This window comes from Bradyrhizobium sp. USDA 4449 (assembly GCF_054056275.1).
The window spans coordinates 1,038,064-1,052,303 of the sequence record NZ_JBSRYD010000001.1 but is presented as its reverse complement, the minus strand read 5'-3'; the positions used below and the strand labels follow the sequence as shown (position 1 = coordinate 1,052,303).

Below are 14,240 nucleotides of genomic sequence, written 5' to 3'. Positions count from 1 at the left end.
CGCCGTCTGTTGCCGGGCCCCAGGCAGTGCGGATCACCGTGGCGGGATGTCTTTTGTCGGCTCTTGTCGGCGATTGAGGGGCCGATTGCGGCTGAACAGAAGATAGATGGCGCGTGGGTTGGTGGTCAAATAGCGCCAGAACAAGCGGCGTGGCTCGAGCCAGGTGCGCCAGGCCCATTCGAGCCCGAGCCTCTGCATCCATTGCGGCGCGCGGGAGCGGCTACCCGAGAGGAAGTTGAACAGGCCGCCTGACGTCTTGATGACACCGACATTGGTCAGCAGCGGCGTGTATGCCTCGACGAAAGCCTGCTCGTTGGGTACGCCGAGCGCGACCCACAGGAAGTCCGGTGCGAGCGCGTTGATCTCTTCGACCTTGGCTTGCAGCGCATCGCCTCGAAGGTAGCCGTGGCTGAACCCGACGATCTTCAGTTTCGGATACAGGTTCTGGACTCGCCTGACCGCCGCAGCGTTCTCTTCCTCGCTGGCGCCGAGCATGTAGAAGCTGCGACCGGCAGTCTCCGCCTTGCGCGCGACGACATGGAACAGGTCCGTGGTGGCAACGCGCTCGGGGAGCGGAAACCAGGACTGCAGCTTCGAGGCAGCCACCAGCGGTTGGCCGTCGGCATTGATCAGGTCGGCGGCACGGAACAGGCGCTCGGTCTGCGGCTCTGTCGAGCAGCGCGCCAGCACTTCGCCGTTGGCCGAGGTCAGGTACAGCGGACGGCCGATGCGGTGACGCGGATCGGTCGCCTCGATCATGAAGTCGGCGGTTGCTTCCAGGTCGAGTGCGGCCATGCGGAGGCCGCCGACGGTGATCCGTGGAACGTCGGCGGTCGCGGCCCGACCTTCGAGGTTGACGCGGCGCTCAAGCATATTGTTTGCCTCGCTGGCGCGTTTGAACAGCGGGGGGAAGTTCGTCGAGCACGACGCCGACGAGCTTGCGCTGGCCGTCGCCGAGTGCGGCCAGGATCTCTTCCATGCCGTCATTGATGTCGAGGCTGGTCGCCAGCACCGCCACCACCGCATCGGCGCTATCGAGCAGTTTCCGGCCGGCAGCCGAGAGCGGCATCGCAGGGCCGTCGAGAATGATGAGGTCATGACCGCCGGTCGCGCGCGCCTGTGCGATCGACCTGCGGATGGCGTCAGCGGCCTTTTCTGCATCGCTTTCGGTTGCCGGCAGCACGGAGATACCATTCGCGGTCTTGACCTCGCGCGCGGCCTTGTTGCCAATCGACAGCCAGCCGACCTTGCCTGGTTCGGCCTTGGCCGGGCGGCTGACCTTGTTCGAGAGCGCGTGAGCCTGGTGATCGGCGTCGATCATCAGCACGCGGCTACCGTCGCGCGCGGCCGCGAGCGCGAAATTCAGTGCGGTCACGCTACGCCCCGCCGTCTGGTTGGCCCCGATCAGTGCGACCGCCGGCATTGGCTTGCTGCCGGCACGGCGCGCTATCGCCGCTCGCATGTCGCGCAACGCGTTGAGCAGCGTCGTCAGCGGAAACCCCGGGCGCAATGTCGGCCAGCCGATTCGGGTCAGATCGACGCCGTTGCCGGTGGCGAGAATGGCGCCGAGTGTGCGGATCACGTCGGCCTCCTGGAGGCGGGCGATCAGCGGTTTCTCGACCAGGGACACCGCCGGCGGAGGCGCGGCGGATTCGTCCTGGGGCTTCGGAACGTCCGGCGCAGGCGTACGCTCACGGCGGCCGGGTTCCGGGGCGGTCGCGCCGTTGAACAGATGCTCGGCCGCGACGAACCAGGAGGCTGCGGCAAGCGCACCGAAAATGAAGCCGATCATCGCGAACAGGCTCATCGCCGGCGGGAACGAGCGGCGTTGCGGGACCGTGGCTTCGCCGATGACGCGGGCGGCAGAGGTGTTCAGCGTCTCCTGCTCCTCGGTTTCGCGTGAGCGCTTGAGGAAGGATTGGTAGACGTCGCGGCTGGCGTCGGCCTCGCGCTCGAGCTCGCGCAGGCGCACGGCGGCCTGGCTGAGCTGCACGCTCTGCCGCTTCTGCGCTTCCAGAGCGCGGTTGAGCGAGGCCTCGTAGTCCCGGGCGCGGGTCAGGTCATTCTTGGCGGACAGCGCGAAGCGGTCGATCTCTTCGTTGATGGTGCGCTTGAGATCCTCGACCTGCTTTTCGGTCTGGCGCAGGGCCGGATGGCGCGGGCCGAGCTCGGCAGTCTGCTCCGCATATTTCTTGCGGGCATCGGCATATTGCGCGCGCAAGTTCGCGATCGTCGGCGATTGCAGTGCTTCGGGGATCGCACCTGCGTCCGCGGCGGTCCGCTTGTTTGCCTCGATCTGGTCCAGCCGTGCCTGGGCGTCCATCGTCGCGGCGCGGGCGGCCGAGAGCCGCTGGTTGCTGGAGGAGAGCTGCTGATCGCTGATCAACGCATCCTGGGTGCCCACGAAATTGTTCTGGGCCTTGTAGGTGGCAAGCGCGGTCTCGGCATTGCGCAGCCGTTCGCGCAGCTCCTTCAGCCGGCCCGACAACTCGCTGGTGGCGCGCCGCGCCGCAACGGCCTGCGAGTTGCGCGATTCCGTCAGGTAGGTGTTGGTCAGAGTATTGGCGAGCATCGCCGCCTTGGCTGGATCGATCGACCAGACCTCGACGTCGACGATGAAGCTCTTGTCGGTCTTGCGGATCGTGATGTGCTTGTTCAGCGCATCGAGGGCCGCGAGCTGCACTTCTTTGGCTTCAGCGGCCGAGGGCGGGCGGAGCTGCAGGCCGATCAGGCCGAGCAGGGACGAGCCCAGGGTCTTGCCGTCCCCGCCGCCGAATTCCGGATCCTTGTCGAGAGCCGCCTGCTGGACGACCTGCAACAGCACGCTGTTGGAGGTGATCAGGCGCGCCTGGCTCTCCACCAGCATGGACATGCCGGAGACGTCCTGCGCGCGGGGCGTGAGCTCGCGATCGACGAGCTGGAGTTCGCGCGGGTCGACATAAAGCTGGGCGGTCGCGGTGTAGCGGGGCGTCAGGCTCTTGCCGACGGTGACGGCGAGGCACGCGCCGATCAGCGCTGCAGAGGCAATCGCGATCTTGCGCCGCCACAGCAGGCCGGCGAGTTCCAGCACGCCGAAGCTGGCCTCGAACTTCCGTTGCGGGGCCTCCGACGTGGTCGGATTCCTGGCCCGATCGATCGGCTGGTTGTAGTCAAGCATCGTCCCCAGCTTTCATTCCAACGCCGCGGGCTGAGGGGTTACCCTTCGCTTTACGCCTCGCACCGGGGATATGGGTGCGCAATCAACGCAACAGGGAAAATTAACCATACTCATTGAGGGACTATTCACCGAAATGGCAAACAAAGCGTTTAAGCGCAGCTCGGCAAATGCCGCGTCCTCGTGACGCTTCGGCGCTGGCGCTCCCGCAGCAATTAACGTTTCGTTACCGCACGTGCCTCGCGGCGGCTGCGCATCCGTCTTGGTAGCATCAAAGCCGGCCGGCGCGCGCATCGCCCTCAGCGCTTCCGCAGGATGACGTGATAGTCGCCGCGGCGGACGTCGGTGCCGCGCGGAAGCACGGCATTGATCGCGGCGGCGCTGGCGTCGACGAGAGCGGCGAACAGCGGCGTGCGTCGCCGCATCTCGGGATAGCGCGGACTCTCGACCTCGCGGCGGTAGATCGTCTCGAGGCCCTGGGCGGCGGCGAACGCCTCGAGCTTCGACAGCGTCACCAGGGGATGGAAGAACGTCGGGAACGGCGCTTGGCCGGGCATTCCGGCCGTCTTGATGCCGCGGATGTTCCGGTAGAACCAGACATGAAACCAGTGAGGCGAGTACTTGGTGACGACGCCGGACAGCGAGCGCGGATTGGGCGCGCCGATCAGCATCATCCCGCCGGGCTTGAGCGCATCGCGGAAGTTCAAAAGCGCCGCCTCCACGTCGGGCAGGTGCTCGATCACGTTGTAGCAGATCACGAGGTCGAAAGTCTCGGAACCGAAGCGATAGGTCTGCACGTCGCCGAGCATGGCCTCGTCCGCATAGGTGTTGTTGCGGACCTGGTCCTCATCGATATCCACGACGGTGACGTAACTGCGGCCAAGCACGTCCATCGGCAGAAAGCTGGAGGAGCCGCCACCCGCCTCGTAGATGGCCAACCGACCCTGCGGCAGCTCGCGGCGCAGCACGTCGTGCACACCGAGCAGGCTGTCGCGGGCTTCGCCGGCCGCGAGGTCGAGCAGTGCCTGGGTGTGTTCGGGGGCGGTAGCTGTCGCGAGATCGATCGTGGCTGACTTGTTCATGTTTTCTGACCGCGCTTGTTCGACTCAAATTTACAGGAAAAGTCTCTCGTTCCCGAAGAGCAAATCCGATGCCGCGCAGCTTCACCGGTCGCGGTGCTTACGGCCGGGTTAATCGCGCCCTGCGTTAACTACGGCATTGTCCATGTTGCGCCGTTGGCATTGGACTGAAAGTTGCAGTATCAGGCGTGAAGGAATTCGCCGAAAAAGCATGCGAAAGCGGTTAAACGTATGATGGCCTGCTCGATGGCGGTGAGATCGGCGCTGCGGCGCAGATTCAGCAACGAGGCAGGCCATCCATTTCGGGACGCATCTGTCCCGCGCGACCGTGCCGTCGCGGCACAGTGGACGCAGGGCTTTTTCAACATATCTCGGGCATGAGAACGCAATGACGCTGATCCCGACAGATTTGTCCGCCAGCCGGATCTCGGATGCCGTGCGCGATCCCAACCGGGAGATCGCCGCGAGCTCACGCATTCTCGACCTCTCGGTCGGCATCGTCGTCTGCATTCCCTGTTTCCGTCGTCCCGAACACCTGCGGCTGACGCTGGATTCGCTCGTCAACCAGCGTACGCCGCGCTCCTTCGCGGTGGTGATGGTGGAGAACGATGCGGCAGGGCGCGCGAGCGCTCCTGTTGCCGCCGAATATCTCGCAGCCGGGAAACTCCGGGGCGTCTGCCTGGTCGAGAAGCGGCAAGGCAATTGTCGCGCGATCAACGCGGCGTTCGAGACGGCGCAGGCGCTGTTTCCCGCCGCGACCCGCTTCCTCATGATCGACGACGACGAGATTGCTTCGCCCGATTGGCTCGAGCTGATGGTTCGCACCGCGGAGGCGACCGGCGCCGACGTGGTCGGCGGACCGGTGATGCCTGTGTTCGACGACGATAGTCAGCCCTGGCTCGCGCGCCATCCCGTCTTCTGCCCGGCCTACGACTACACAGGCGCGGTGCCGATGATCTATGGCTGCGGCAATTGCCTGATCACGCGCAGCGCGTTCGAGCGGCTCGGCAGCCCCGCCTTCGATCTGCAATTCAATTTCCTCGGCGGCGGCGATTGCGATTTCTTCAATCGCGGTCGCGACGCCGGCATGGTCTTTCATTGGACGGCGGAAGCCGTCATCAGCGAAACCGTACCGAAGAACCGCACCAATCCCGGCTGGATCGCCAGGCGCGGCCTCCGCATCGGGGTGATCAACTACCGGGTGCGGGCCAAGGCCGCGCAAAGTGTGGCAGCGCGGACGCGCGTCTTTGCCCAGACCTTGGGACGTTTGCCGTTGTCGCTGGTCCGCGCGGCTCGCCTGCTGACGTCAACGAAAGCGGTCGTCGCGATGCACCCGGTGCTGGTGGCCGTCGGATCCGCGCTGGCGGGCTTTGGTTACGACCCTAAGCCCTACGAGGCCTCGAAGATCGTCTCCTGACGCGTTTGCGCCGGCGTCTAGATGCCGAAACAGGACAGCGCGATTTTGGCCGCGGCGCGCGGCATCGCCTTCGGCGACCGCCGGCTGACCATGCCGAGATAGGCCGCCGCCTGGCGATATCGTCCGAAGCGCACCGCCTGCGTCGCAGCATAGGTCAAGAGATGGATTTCGGCCGCCTGCCGCAGTCTCGGCGCCGCGCCTGATGGCAGCTTGCGCAGGATCAATTCATCCCCGAAAACGCGCGCGACCGCCGGCAAGAAATCCCGCGGTGTTCGTACCGCGGCGCTCATGGTGTTGGCCGTGTGCAGGCGATAATCGAGCAGGAGCTTTGGTACATAGGCGAACGCGCCTGTTGCGGCGAGGCGGCACCAGCAATGCCAGTCCTCGCAATATCGTAGCGAGACGTCGAAGCCGCCGGTCGCACGAAAGGCCTCGGTGCGTACCAGCATGATGCCGCCATTGACGATGAAATTGCCGCTGGCAAGCCGTTCCAGCACGTTGCCGGACGGCTTGCGGCGTCCCTTCAGGAGGTCGCGCCGGCCGATCGATCGCCCTGCGCTGTCGATCGTGTTGTAGTCGCCATAGACCAGCACCGCCCGTGGCGCGTCTTTCGCCGCGGCCAGCAGTGTCGTCACCGCATCGGGGCGCAGCCGGTCGTCGGCGTCGAGGAACATCAGCCAGCTCCCGCCCGCGCTTTGTGCGCCGCAGTTGCGCGCGGCCGAGACGCCGCTGGCCTGATTTGTGATCAGGCGGAGCCGCGGATCGCGGATGGCATGGACCAGCGCAACGGTGTCGTCGGTCGATCCGTCGTCCACAACGATGATCTCGGTCACGTCGCATTGCGCCAGCGCACTTGCGATGGTCTCGCCGATATAGGTGGCGGCATTCTTCGCGGGGATGACGACGGAAACCGCTGGCGACGTTGCACGCGGCTCCATCACCGCCGGTGCGGCGGTCCGTGCATCGAGCGTGGCGTCGGCGAGGGGCAAGCGATGGCTCGTTGCTTTAATGATCTGTTAACCCGGCTGCCGGCAATCGCAGTCTGAGCTGGAACGGATGATACCCACATAACGATCAATTCGTTGCTGCAAAGGCTGCCAAGCCGTCGGTTTCGTAGATTAGCGTTAAACCTGTCGCGTTAAACCTGCCGCAGACCTCGAGAGGAGCGGCAGCCGGTCTCACGAGACAATGCAGGCTTTGCTGCCGCGGATGGATCCAGTGCCCGCAAAGACATTCGACTACGATCCCGACGCCATGATCCTCAACTTGTTCTACGAGGACAAGGATGATCGCTGGTTTCGCGGCGACCGCCATCTGCGGCGCATGGCACGCAAGATGTTGTTCGGCGAACCGCGCATGAGCGGACAGCTGCGCGTGTTCCTCAATCTTTGCGCCGGGCTCGACCGCCTCGGCATCCGCTATCGCGTGAACGACTACGGCTACATCGCGCAGCATCCGGAGGAAGTGGCCTGCATCATCGGCCGCGCCTTCCTGCTCGACAAATTTGCGTGGAAGAACCCGATCCTGCTCGGCGTTGCCGCCTTTAACCATCCGCTCGACGATCCTGACCTGTTCAAGCGGCTTCCCGTCAGGAAATTCCTGGTGCCCGGCCCGTGGTATGCCGAGATGTACCGGCCGCATTGGCCGGCGACGGAAGCCTGGCCCGTCGGCATCGATACCGATTTGTGGGCGCCGTCGCGTCCGCGCGACAAGACCGTCGATGTCCTCGTCTACGACAAGGTCAGCTGGGACCGCGAGCGCTACCTGCCCGAGCTGATCGAGCCGGTCCGCGCCCGGCTCGTCAGGGAGGGCCGCTCGTTCATCGAGCTGCGCTATGGCAGCTACAAGGAGGACGGTTTCCAGGCCGCGCTGGCGCGTTCGCGCGCGATGATCTTCCTGTGCCAGAACGAGAGCCAAGGCATCGCCTATCAGCAGGCGCTGTCCTGCGGTGTGCCGGTGTTCGCCTGGGACCCCGGCGGACCCTGGCCGGATCCGGATTATTATCCGCACCGGGTCCGGTTCGAGCCGGTGTCGTCGGTACCCTATTGGGACGATCGTTGCGGTCTCAAATTCGTCGACCTTGCCGGCTTCGAGGAGCGGTGGGCGGATTTCTGGGAGGGCTGCACCGCGGGCAAATTCGATCCGCGCAGTTACATCATGGACAACCTCACATTGGAGCAGCGTGCGCTGCAATATTACGAGATCGCGCGGAACGTCGCACGGCAGCAGGTTCCTGCGGCCTCCGGCATGCTGGTTGATGGACGGTTAACGGGGGACGGGTTAGGCGCAGTGTGAGCGTTGCGAAGGTATCGGCTTAACGATAAGCGGCGACGTAACTTGTGGCCTGCGACAAAACATAATCTATCTCGACACGCATTGTAACTGTATGCCCCGCAAATGGCGTTTCTCAGCGTCGAGCAGTTAGACGGTCGGGTGTCGTCCAGCACGTCGGGAATCTCAGTCGATTTCTTGCGGGACTGGCGACAGGCCGCGTTGCGCCTCGACGCCGGTCATCGCACTGCGTTTCAGCATGCCAGCTGGTTAGGTGCCTGGTACGAGGCGTTTCACGGCGTCGCACCGCTGATCGCTGTCATCACCGACAGGGCGACCGGCAAGGACGTCGCTGTCGTGCCGATGTTCAGCCACGTCAGGCGCGGCATCCGCGTGATCGAGTTTGCCGATCTCGGCGTCTCCGACAACAACGCTCCGATCCTCGCCCGCGACGCAGCCTTCGATTCGGCTGCGGCAAAGGCGATCGGTGCGGCATTCGTCGATGCGTTGCGCGCCTTGCCCGACGGCTTCGACCTCCTGCGATTGAAGAAGATGCCGGCCCATGTCGGCGTGAAGCCGAACCCGCTGGTGTCGCTCGGCCGGCTCGGCTCGTGCTCGCTCAACGGCAATGTCGTGCTGACCGGCGACGACTATGCGGCTTACCAGGCGTCGATCAAGCGCATGCAGATGCCGCGCTGCTGGCGCGTGTTCAACCGCAATGCCGGTGCGCGGTTCGAGATCGCCACCGACCCCGCGCGCGCGCACCAGCTGCTTGACGTGACTGACCTGCAGCAGCAGGCGCGCATGCGGCAGCTCGGCTTGCGGTTCGTCCTCAATGATGAAGCCCATGCCCGCTTCTACCGAGACGTCGCCCGGCGAGGCGTTGCGGAAGGCTATGCGGTGATCTCGGCGCTGGTCTGCGACGAGGGCATCGTCGCCACCGCGTTCGGCGTCAGATATGGCGCGACCTACTTTCTGTTGCGTATCGGCCATGCCGGCAGGCAATGGGCGAATTGCTCGCCGGGGCTGCTCGTCACGGAGCGCACCATGGCGGCCCTGCATGCGCAGGGCGTGCGCCGCTTCGATCTCAGCATCGGCAATCACGACTACAAGCGGCGCTTCGGCGCCGAGCCAGTGCCGCTGACCGATGTCAGCGTTGCATTGTCCTGGCGCGGCCTGCCTTACATGCTGCGCGACCATGCGGCGCAGGGCCTGCGCCGTTATCCGACGCTTGCGGCCTTTGCCTCAGGGGTCATGGGCAAGCTACGCTGAACCGGGCGGCGTTCCCCTGGAGAGAACGCCGCCCGTATCCCATCAACCGTGCAGCTTCTTCGCGGTCTCCGCGATCTGGCGGCCCTGGTAACGCGCGCCGGCGAGCTCGTTGGCGCTGGGTTGGCGGCTGCCGTCGCCGCCGGCGATCGTGGTGGCGCCATAGGGCGCACCGCCGGTGACCTCGTCAAGCCTCATCTGTCCGGCAAACCCGTAATTCATGCCGACGATCACCATGCCGAAATGCAGGAGGTTGGTGATGACGGAAAACAGCGTCGTCTCCTGGCCGCCATGCTGGGTCGCGGTCGATGTGAATGCGCCGCCGACCTTGCCGTGGAGCGCGCCCTTGGCCCAGAGCCCGCCCGCCTGATCCAGGAAATTGGCCATTTGCGAGGCCATGCGGCCGAAGCGCGTGCCGGTGCCGACGATGATGGCGTCGTAGCTGGCGAGGTCCTCGACCTTGGCGACCGGGGCTGCCTGATCGAGCTTGTAATGCGAGGCTTTCGCGACTTCGGCCGGCACCAGCTCGGGCACGCGCTTGATGTCGACAGTGGCGCCGGCTTCGCGCGCGCCTTCGGCCACTGCGTTGGCCATCGCTTCGATGTGGCCATAGGCGGAATAATAGAGGACGAGAACTTTGGTCATGGTGGTCTCCGTTTGATTGGATGTGATTGCGAGATGTCGGATGTTACGCGGCGTCGACGAGCACGAGCTCGGAATCTTCGAGCGCCGTGATCCTCAGCCGGCCCTCGTCGCGGATTGCGGCGCCGTCGCGGGCGTTGACGCGCACGCCGTTGATTTCGACCGCGCCCGCTGCGGGCACGAGATAAAGGTGCCGCGCCTGGTGCGCCTCGTACTCGGCGCTCTCGCCGGCCTTCAGCGTGGTCGCGAGCACCCGTGCATCGGCGCGGATCGGCAGCGCGTCGGTGTCGCCTGCAATGCCACTCGCGATCGTGACGAGCTTGCCCGAGCGATCGCCCTTCGGGAACGGCTTCGAGCCCCAGGTCGGCTGGCCGCCACGCGCGGTCGGCTCGATCCAGATCTGGAAGATCCGGGTCTTGGTCGGCTCGAGGTTGTATTCGGAGTGGCGGATGCCGCTGCCGGCGCTCATCACCTGCACGTCGCCGGCTTCGGTGCGGCCCTCGTTGCCGAGGCTGTCCTGATGGGTGATCGCGCCTTCGCGCACATAGGTGATGATTTCCATGTTGGCGTGCGGATGGGCCGGAAAGCCGGTGTTCGGTGCGATCTCGTCGTCGTTCCAAACCCGCAGGGCACCGTGACCCGTATTGTTCGGGTCATAATGGCTGGCGAAGGAGAAATGATGCTTGGCCTTGAGCCAGCCGTGATCGGCGCCGCCGAGTTTTGCGAAGGGTCTGAGTTCGATCATGGGGATGTTTCCTTGAGTGTAGTGGGCTCGGCGTCAGGCGCCAAACCCGCCGTCGACATTGAGGACGGTGCCGGTGACGAAAGAGGCTTCCGGACTTGCAAGGAAGACGACGCCGGCGGCGATCTCTTCCGCAGTCCCGAAGCGTTGCAGGGCGTGCTGCTTGCGCTGCGCGTCGGCAAACTCACCGTCGTCGTCCGGATTCATGTCCGTGTTGATCGAACCCGGCTGCAGCACGTTGACCGTGATGCCGCGCGGTCCGAGGTCGCGCGAAGCGCCCTTGGAGTAACCGACGATCGCAGCCTTGCTTGCCGCGTAATCGGCGAGACCGGGAAACGAGGCGCGTGTGGCAATACCCGAACCGATCGTGACGATGCGGCCGCCTTCACCCATCAGCTTCGAGGCGGCGCGGATCGCGGCGACCACGCCGTGCACGTTGATGTCTTCCTGGCGAGCGAGCGCGGCGGTGTTGGTTGTGGGATCGTCGATCAGTCCACCGACGGCGACGCCGGCATTGTTGACGAGGATGTCCAACCGGCCGAAATCGTTGGCAACACTCCTGACCAGTTGATCGACCTCCTCGGCCGAAGCCTGGTCGGCCTTGTAGGCGCGGGCCTTGACGCCGCGAGCCTTCAGCTCGGCGACGACGGCTTCGGCTTTTTCGGGCGAAGCGACGTAGCTGATGGCGACGTCCGCGCCTTCATCGGCGAGAGCGCGGGCCGAGGCCGCGCCGATGCCGCGCGAGCCGCCGGTGACGAGGGCAACCTTGCCTGAGAGCTTGCTGGTCATTGGACGTCTCCATTCCTGAATTTCTGATGGCCCTTGGATAAGCCTCCGCCTGTGGTATAGAAATAGAAACTGTTGAAACACATTGTTTCCCAAGATAGCCCCAACGGACCCCGCGCCATGGCAAAGCTCCCCGACTTCGAGGCCCTCGCGATCTTCGCAAAAGTGGTGGAATTACGCTCGTTTGCGGGGGCTGCGAGCGAGCTCACGATGTCGAAGGCCACGGTGTCCAAGGCGGTCACGCGGCTGGAGGAGCGGCTCGGCGCCCGGCTGTTCAACCGCACCTCGCGCCGCCTCGCGTTGACCGATGCCGGCCACAAGCTCGCCGATCGCGCCACGCGGCTGCTCGCCGACGGCGAGGCGGCGGAGAACGAGGCGTTGGCGCAGTCGGTGGCGCCGCGCGGCCTGGTGCGGCTCGCGGTGCCCATGACGTTTGGGAACAAAGCCGTGGCGCCACTGCTGCCGGAGTTCTTCAAGGCCTATCCGGAGGTCTCGGTCGATCTGCATTTGAGCGATGCCACCGTCGATCTCATTGGCGAAGGCTTTGACATGGCGGTGCGGATCGCGCGGCTGCCGGACTCGTCCCTGATCGCGCGACGGCTCTTCACCATGCCGCGCTTCACCGTGGCCGCGCCGTCCTATCTGAAGAAGCATGGTCGACCCACGCATCCGATGCATCTCGCCGGGCACAAGTGCTTCAGCTACGCCTATCTCTCGACGCCGAACGTCTGGCACTACACCAACGCGGCCGGCGAGCAGGCCAGCGTGCGTCCGGGTGGACAGCTTCGCGTCAACAACGGCGAAGCGGTGATGCCCTCGCTCGTCGCCGGCCTCGGCATCGCCGAGCTGCCCGAGTTCATCGTGGGCGATGCGATTTCCTCCGGCGCCGTGGAAGTGATCCTGAAGGATTGGAAGCAGGCCGAAGGGGCCGTGCATCTGGTAACCCCACCCGGCGGCCCGCGCCCCGCGCGCGTCGAAGCACTCGCTGATTTTCTTGCCGCGAACCTGCCGGGCACGTGCAAGCGGAAGCCGAAGAACGGTGCGAAGACCGGATAGGGGCCTCGAAGGACCTCGGCCATTGCGAGGAGCCAAGCGACAAACATCCAGGATCTTCCCACGGACAGATCCTGGATTGCTTCGCCGCGGGACGTCGGTCTTCCAGCTACGGCACTCTCGCGCCATCGATCGCGACAATCCGCAAGCTCGGTTTCATCGTCTGCTCCAGCTGCGACTTCAACGCATGCACGCGCGGATCGGTCGAGCGCGCGGCGCACACCGCGTATTGATGCACCGACTGAGCCAGGGCGCGGCGCGCCTCCGGCGTGCGCGTCAGTTCCGGCGTCGAGAGACGCAGGACGATGGCTGCCAGGTTCACCAGCATTTCGTCCAGCGCGAGGTCGATCGTTGCAAGCTTTCCCATGGCACCTTCCCTCCTCAGAATCCCGGCGGGGCAACGGAGGGTGGCGAGATGCGTTCCGGAGCGGGGCTGATATGGCTAACGTTTCGTGAACATCGCTTTCTGCGGACCACCGCGCTGCTCAGCGACGGCGTGCAGGCGCTCGACTGATTGCGGCGGGCAAGAAGATCGGGTGATGGAATAGGTTCCGGCTCCTTCACATTTTTTTGTGATTCCGAACCTTCCCGCAGTTCATCGTTTAACGACGAATTCGACGGACTCGGGAAGGGATCGAGACATGCGAGCAGAGCGGATTGCGCTGGGTATGGCGCTAGCGATTGGCGGCATCGTCGCGCAGAGCGCAGCATTCGCCGAAGAATATCGCGGAACCATGGAGCAGCAGATGGCCTGCACGCCTGACGTTTGGCGCCTGTGCAGCGCCCAGATTCCGGATGTGAGCCGCATCACCGCCTGCTTGCGGCAAAACACGCCGCTGCTTTCCAGCGGCTGCCGCGCGGTGTTCCAGTCCAACAATCAGGTGCCACCGCAGCAGCTGGTCCCGCGCAACCGTGCTGCACCGCCGCCGCGCTACTACAATGGGCCGCCACCTCAGCAGATGCAGCCGAGCCCGTATGACGATGACGACGATTAGCGCCGTCTAGCGCCTGTCCCGTTCGGGTCGATGTCCAAGCACAGTCCGCAAGACGACGCCGAAGAGAATGACTGCAACCGGCCAATGGAACCAGATCTTATGGGCGCCAGTGGCCAGATTGATAACAATCAAAAAGGCCGACACCGCGAAGCCCGCTGCAACCGGGCGGGGCAGCTTTCGGAGCCAATCCAGGACGACGTTCGCCGATGAAGATGGCTCGCGCCTGTCGCCCGTCCGCGGACGTGCTGTCTGCCGGGCAGTATCTTCGACCGGGAAGTTCCCTTGCCTTGCGGTTTGGCTGCCGAGAGTCACCCGATAACTGGTCTGGGGAGCAACGTTCTTCATGGGACGCTGGCCGAGACAGTCGAAGCCAACCGACAATTTGTTGTGCACCTGATCGTAGACGGAGCTCGAGATCACCACGCCGCCGGGATCGGCGAGTTCCTGCAGCCTCGATGCGATATTGACCCCGTCGCCATAGATGTCGGAGCCGTCAACCATCACGTCGCCGAGATTGATGCCGATGCGAAATCGCATCGGGTTCAACGGAGGCGGGGCTGATTCCTGATCGGAAATCTCCTGCTGGATCTCGACCGCGCATTGCACGGCCTCGACGACGCTGGCGAACTCGGCGATCACGGCATCGCCCCAGGTGTTCACGATGCGGCCGTCATGGCGCTCGACCAGCCGCGCAATGGCCGCGCGGGAGCGGCGGAGCGCCTCCAGCGTTCCGGCTTCGTCCGCTTCCATGAGACGGGAATAGCCGTACACATCAGCGCACAGCACGGTGGTCAGTCGTCGTTTCACCTTGTCGTCGGGCATGGTTCCTACA

Annotated in this window: 14 protein-coding genes; 5 read left to right on the top strand and 9 right to left on the bottom strand. The window is 64.8% G+C overall.

Annotation, left to right across the window (positions count from 1 at the left end; all coding sequences use genetic code 11):
• Positions 1–33: 33 nt before the first annotated feature.
• The 3 genes from ACVIIW_RS05000 to ACVIIW_RS04990 all read right to left on the bottom strand — a co-directional run bounded on the left by ACVIIW_RS05000 (position 34) and on the right by ACVIIW_RS04990 (position 4,236).
• Positions 34–873, bottom strand: coding sequence for a WecB/TagA/CpsF family glycosyltransferase (locus ACVIIW_RS05000; RefSeq protein WP_456699726.1), 840 nt, complete (start codon positions 871–873; stop codon positions 34–36).
• Entirely contained in the window at positions 866–3,157 is a 2,292-nt protein-coding gene (locus ACVIIW_RS04995; RefSeq protein WP_456699725.1) for an exopolysaccharide transport family protein, read from the bottom strand. The genes ACVIIW_RS05000 and ACVIIW_RS04995 overlap by 8 nt, the downstream gene beginning before the upstream one ends.
• A gap of 296 nt (positions 3,158–3,453) precedes the next feature.
• Positions 3,454–4,236: a class I SAM-dependent methyltransferase gene (locus tag ACVIIW_RS04990; protein WP_456699724.1), complete on the bottom strand. Its 783-nt coding sequence runs from the start codon at positions 4,234–4,236 to the stop codon at positions 3,454–3,456.
• A gap of 385 nt (positions 4,237–4,621) precedes the next feature.
• Between ACVIIW_RS04990 and ACVIIW_RS04985 the strand changes: the two genes are divergently transcribed.
• On the top strand, positions 4,622–5,650 hold the full coding sequence (locus ACVIIW_RS04985; RefSeq protein ID WP_456699723.1) for a glycosyltransferase family 2 protein: 1,029 nt from the start codon (positions 4,622–4,624) through the stop codon (positions 5,648–5,650).
• Between the two features lie 17 nt (positions 5,651–5,667).
• Here ACVIIW_RS04985 and ACVIIW_RS04980 read toward each other — a convergent pair whose 3' ends face one another.
• Positions 5,668–6,588, bottom strand: a complete 921-nt coding sequence (locus ACVIIW_RS04980) for a glycosyltransferase (protein WP_456705089.1) — start codon at positions 6,586–6,588, stop codon at positions 5,668–5,670.
• A 280-nt stretch (positions 6,589–6,868) separates the two neighbouring features.
• Between ACVIIW_RS04980 and ACVIIW_RS04975 the strand changes: the two genes are divergently transcribed.
• Together ACVIIW_RS04975 and ACVIIW_RS04970 are read left to right on the top strand one after the other, a co-directional pair.
• Positions 6,869–7,945, top strand: a complete 1,077-nt coding sequence (locus tag ACVIIW_RS04975; protein WP_456699722.1) for a glycosyltransferase — start codon at positions 6,869–6,871, stop codon at positions 7,943–7,945.
• A gap of 102 nt (positions 7,946–8,047) precedes the next feature.
• Positions 8,048–9,193, top strand: a complete 1,146-nt coding sequence (locus ACVIIW_RS04970) for a GNAT family N-acetyltransferase (RefSeq protein ID WP_456699721.1) — start codon at positions 8,048–8,050, stop codon at positions 9,191–9,193.
• Positions 9,194–9,235: 42 nt separating this feature from the next.
• Here ACVIIW_RS04970 and wrbA read toward each other — a convergent pair whose 3' ends face one another.
• The 3 genes from wrbA to ACVIIW_RS04955 are packed head-to-tail and all read right to left on the bottom strand — an operon-like array spanning position 9,236 to position 11,363.
• Positions 9,236–9,835 (bottom strand): NAD(P)H:quinone oxidoreductase, encoded by a 600-nt coding sequence (gene wrbA, locus ACVIIW_RS04965; RefSeq protein WP_456699720.1) that lies wholly within the window; start codon positions 9,833–9,835, stop codon positions 9,236–9,238.
• 43 nt (positions 9,836–9,878) lie between these two features.
• Complete coding sequence (locus tag ACVIIW_RS04960; RefSeq protein WP_456699719.1) at positions 9,879–10,577, bottom strand: pirin family protein; 699 nt, start codon at positions 10,575–10,577, stop codon at positions 9,879–9,881.
• A 33-nt stretch (positions 10,578–10,610) separates the two neighbouring features.
• Positions 10,611–11,363 (bottom strand): SDR family NAD(P)-dependent oxidoreductase, encoded by a 753-nt coding sequence (locus ACVIIW_RS04955; RefSeq protein WP_456699718.1) that lies wholly within the window; start codon positions 11,361–11,363, stop codon positions 10,611–10,613.
• Between the two features lie 117 nt (positions 11,364–11,480).
• Between ACVIIW_RS04955 and ACVIIW_RS04950 the strand changes: the two genes are divergently transcribed.
• A complete protein-coding gene (locus tag ACVIIW_RS04950) occupies positions 11,481–12,416 on the top strand; it encodes a LysR family transcriptional regulator (protein ID WP_456699717.1) in 936 nt (311 codons plus the stop codon).
• 106 nt (positions 12,417–12,522) lie between these two features.
• Here ACVIIW_RS04950 and ACVIIW_RS04945 read toward each other — a convergent pair whose 3' ends face one another.
• Entirely contained in the window at positions 12,523–12,780 is a 258-nt protein-coding gene (locus ACVIIW_RS04945; protein ID WP_456699716.1) for a hypothetical protein, read from the bottom strand.
• Positions 12,781–13,054: 274 nt separating this feature from the next.
• Between ACVIIW_RS04945 and ACVIIW_RS04940 the strand changes: the two genes are divergently transcribed.
• Positions 13,055–13,408, top strand: coding sequence for a hypothetical protein (locus ACVIIW_RS04940; protein ID WP_456699715.1), 354 nt, complete (start codon positions 13,055–13,057; stop codon positions 13,406–13,408).
• Positions 13,409–13,414: 6 nt separating this feature from the next.
• Here ACVIIW_RS04940 and ACVIIW_RS04935 read toward each other — a convergent pair whose 3' ends face one another.
• The gene (locus ACVIIW_RS04935) at positions 13,415–14,230 is read right to left on the bottom strand and encodes an adenylate/guanylate cyclase domain-containing protein (protein ID WP_456699714.1); all 816 of its coding nucleotides are present in this window, start codon (positions 14,228–14,230) and stop codon (positions 13,415–13,417) included.
• Positions 14,231–14,240 lie beyond the last annotated feature (10 nt).

What these genes read in the sequence shown, in the direction of transcription:
- ACVIIW_RS05000 (WP_456699726.1), bottom strand. Translation starts at nt 873, where the DNA reads ATGCTTGAGCGCCGCGTCAACCTCGAAGGTCGGGCCGCGACCGCCGAC.
- ACVIIW_RS04945 (WP_456699716.1), bottom strand. Translation starts at nt 12,780, where the DNA reads ATGGGAAAGCTTGCAACGATCGACCTCGCGCTGGACGAAATGCTGGTG.
- ACVIIW_RS04940 (WP_456699715.1), top strand. Translation starts at nt 13,055, where the DNA reads ATGCGAGCAGAGCGGATTGCGCTGGGTATGGCGCTAGCGATTGGCGGC.
- ACVIIW_RS04990 (WP_456699724.1), bottom strand. Translation starts at nt 4,236, where the DNA reads ATGAACAAGTCAGCCACGATCGATCTCGCGACAGCTACCGCCCCCGAA.
- ACVIIW_RS04935 (WP_456699714.1), bottom strand. Translation starts at nt 14,230, where the DNA reads ATGCCCGACGACAAGGTGAAACGACGACTGACCACCGTGCTGTGCGCT.
- ACVIIW_RS04950 (WP_456699717.1), top strand. Translation starts at nt 11,481, where the DNA reads ATGGCAAAGCTCCCCGACTTCGAGGCCCTCGCGATCTTCGCAAAAGTG.
- ACVIIW_RS04995 (WP_456699725.1), bottom strand. Translation starts at nt 3,157, where the DNA reads ATGCTTGACTACAACCAGCCGATCGATCGGGCCAGGAATCCGACCACG.
- ACVIIW_RS04955 (WP_456699718.1), bottom strand. Translation starts at nt 11,363, where the DNA reads ATGACCAGCAAGCTCTCAGGCAAGGTTGCCCTCGTCACCGGCGGCTCG.
- ACVIIW_RS04980 (WP_456705089.1), bottom strand. Translation starts at nt 6,588, where the DNA reads ATGGAGCCGCGTGCAACGTCGCCAGCGGTTTCCGTCGTCATCCCCGCG.
- ACVIIW_RS04985 (WP_456699723.1), top strand. Translation starts at nt 4,622, where the DNA reads ATGACGCTGATCCCGACAGATTTGTCCGCCAGCCGGATCTCGGATGCC.
- ACVIIW_RS04960 (WP_456699719.1), bottom strand. Translation starts at nt 10,577, where the DNA reads ATGATCGAACTCAGACCCTTCGCAAAACTCGGCGGCGCCGATCACGGC.
- ACVIIW_RS04970 (WP_456699721.1), top strand. Translation starts at nt 8,048, where the DNA reads ATGGCGTTTCTCAGCGTCGAGCAGTTAGACGGTCGGGTGTCGTCCAGC.
- wrbA (WP_456699720.1), bottom strand. Translation starts at nt 9,835, where the DNA reads ATGACCAAAGTTCTCGTCCTCTATTATTCCGCCTATGGCCACATCGAA.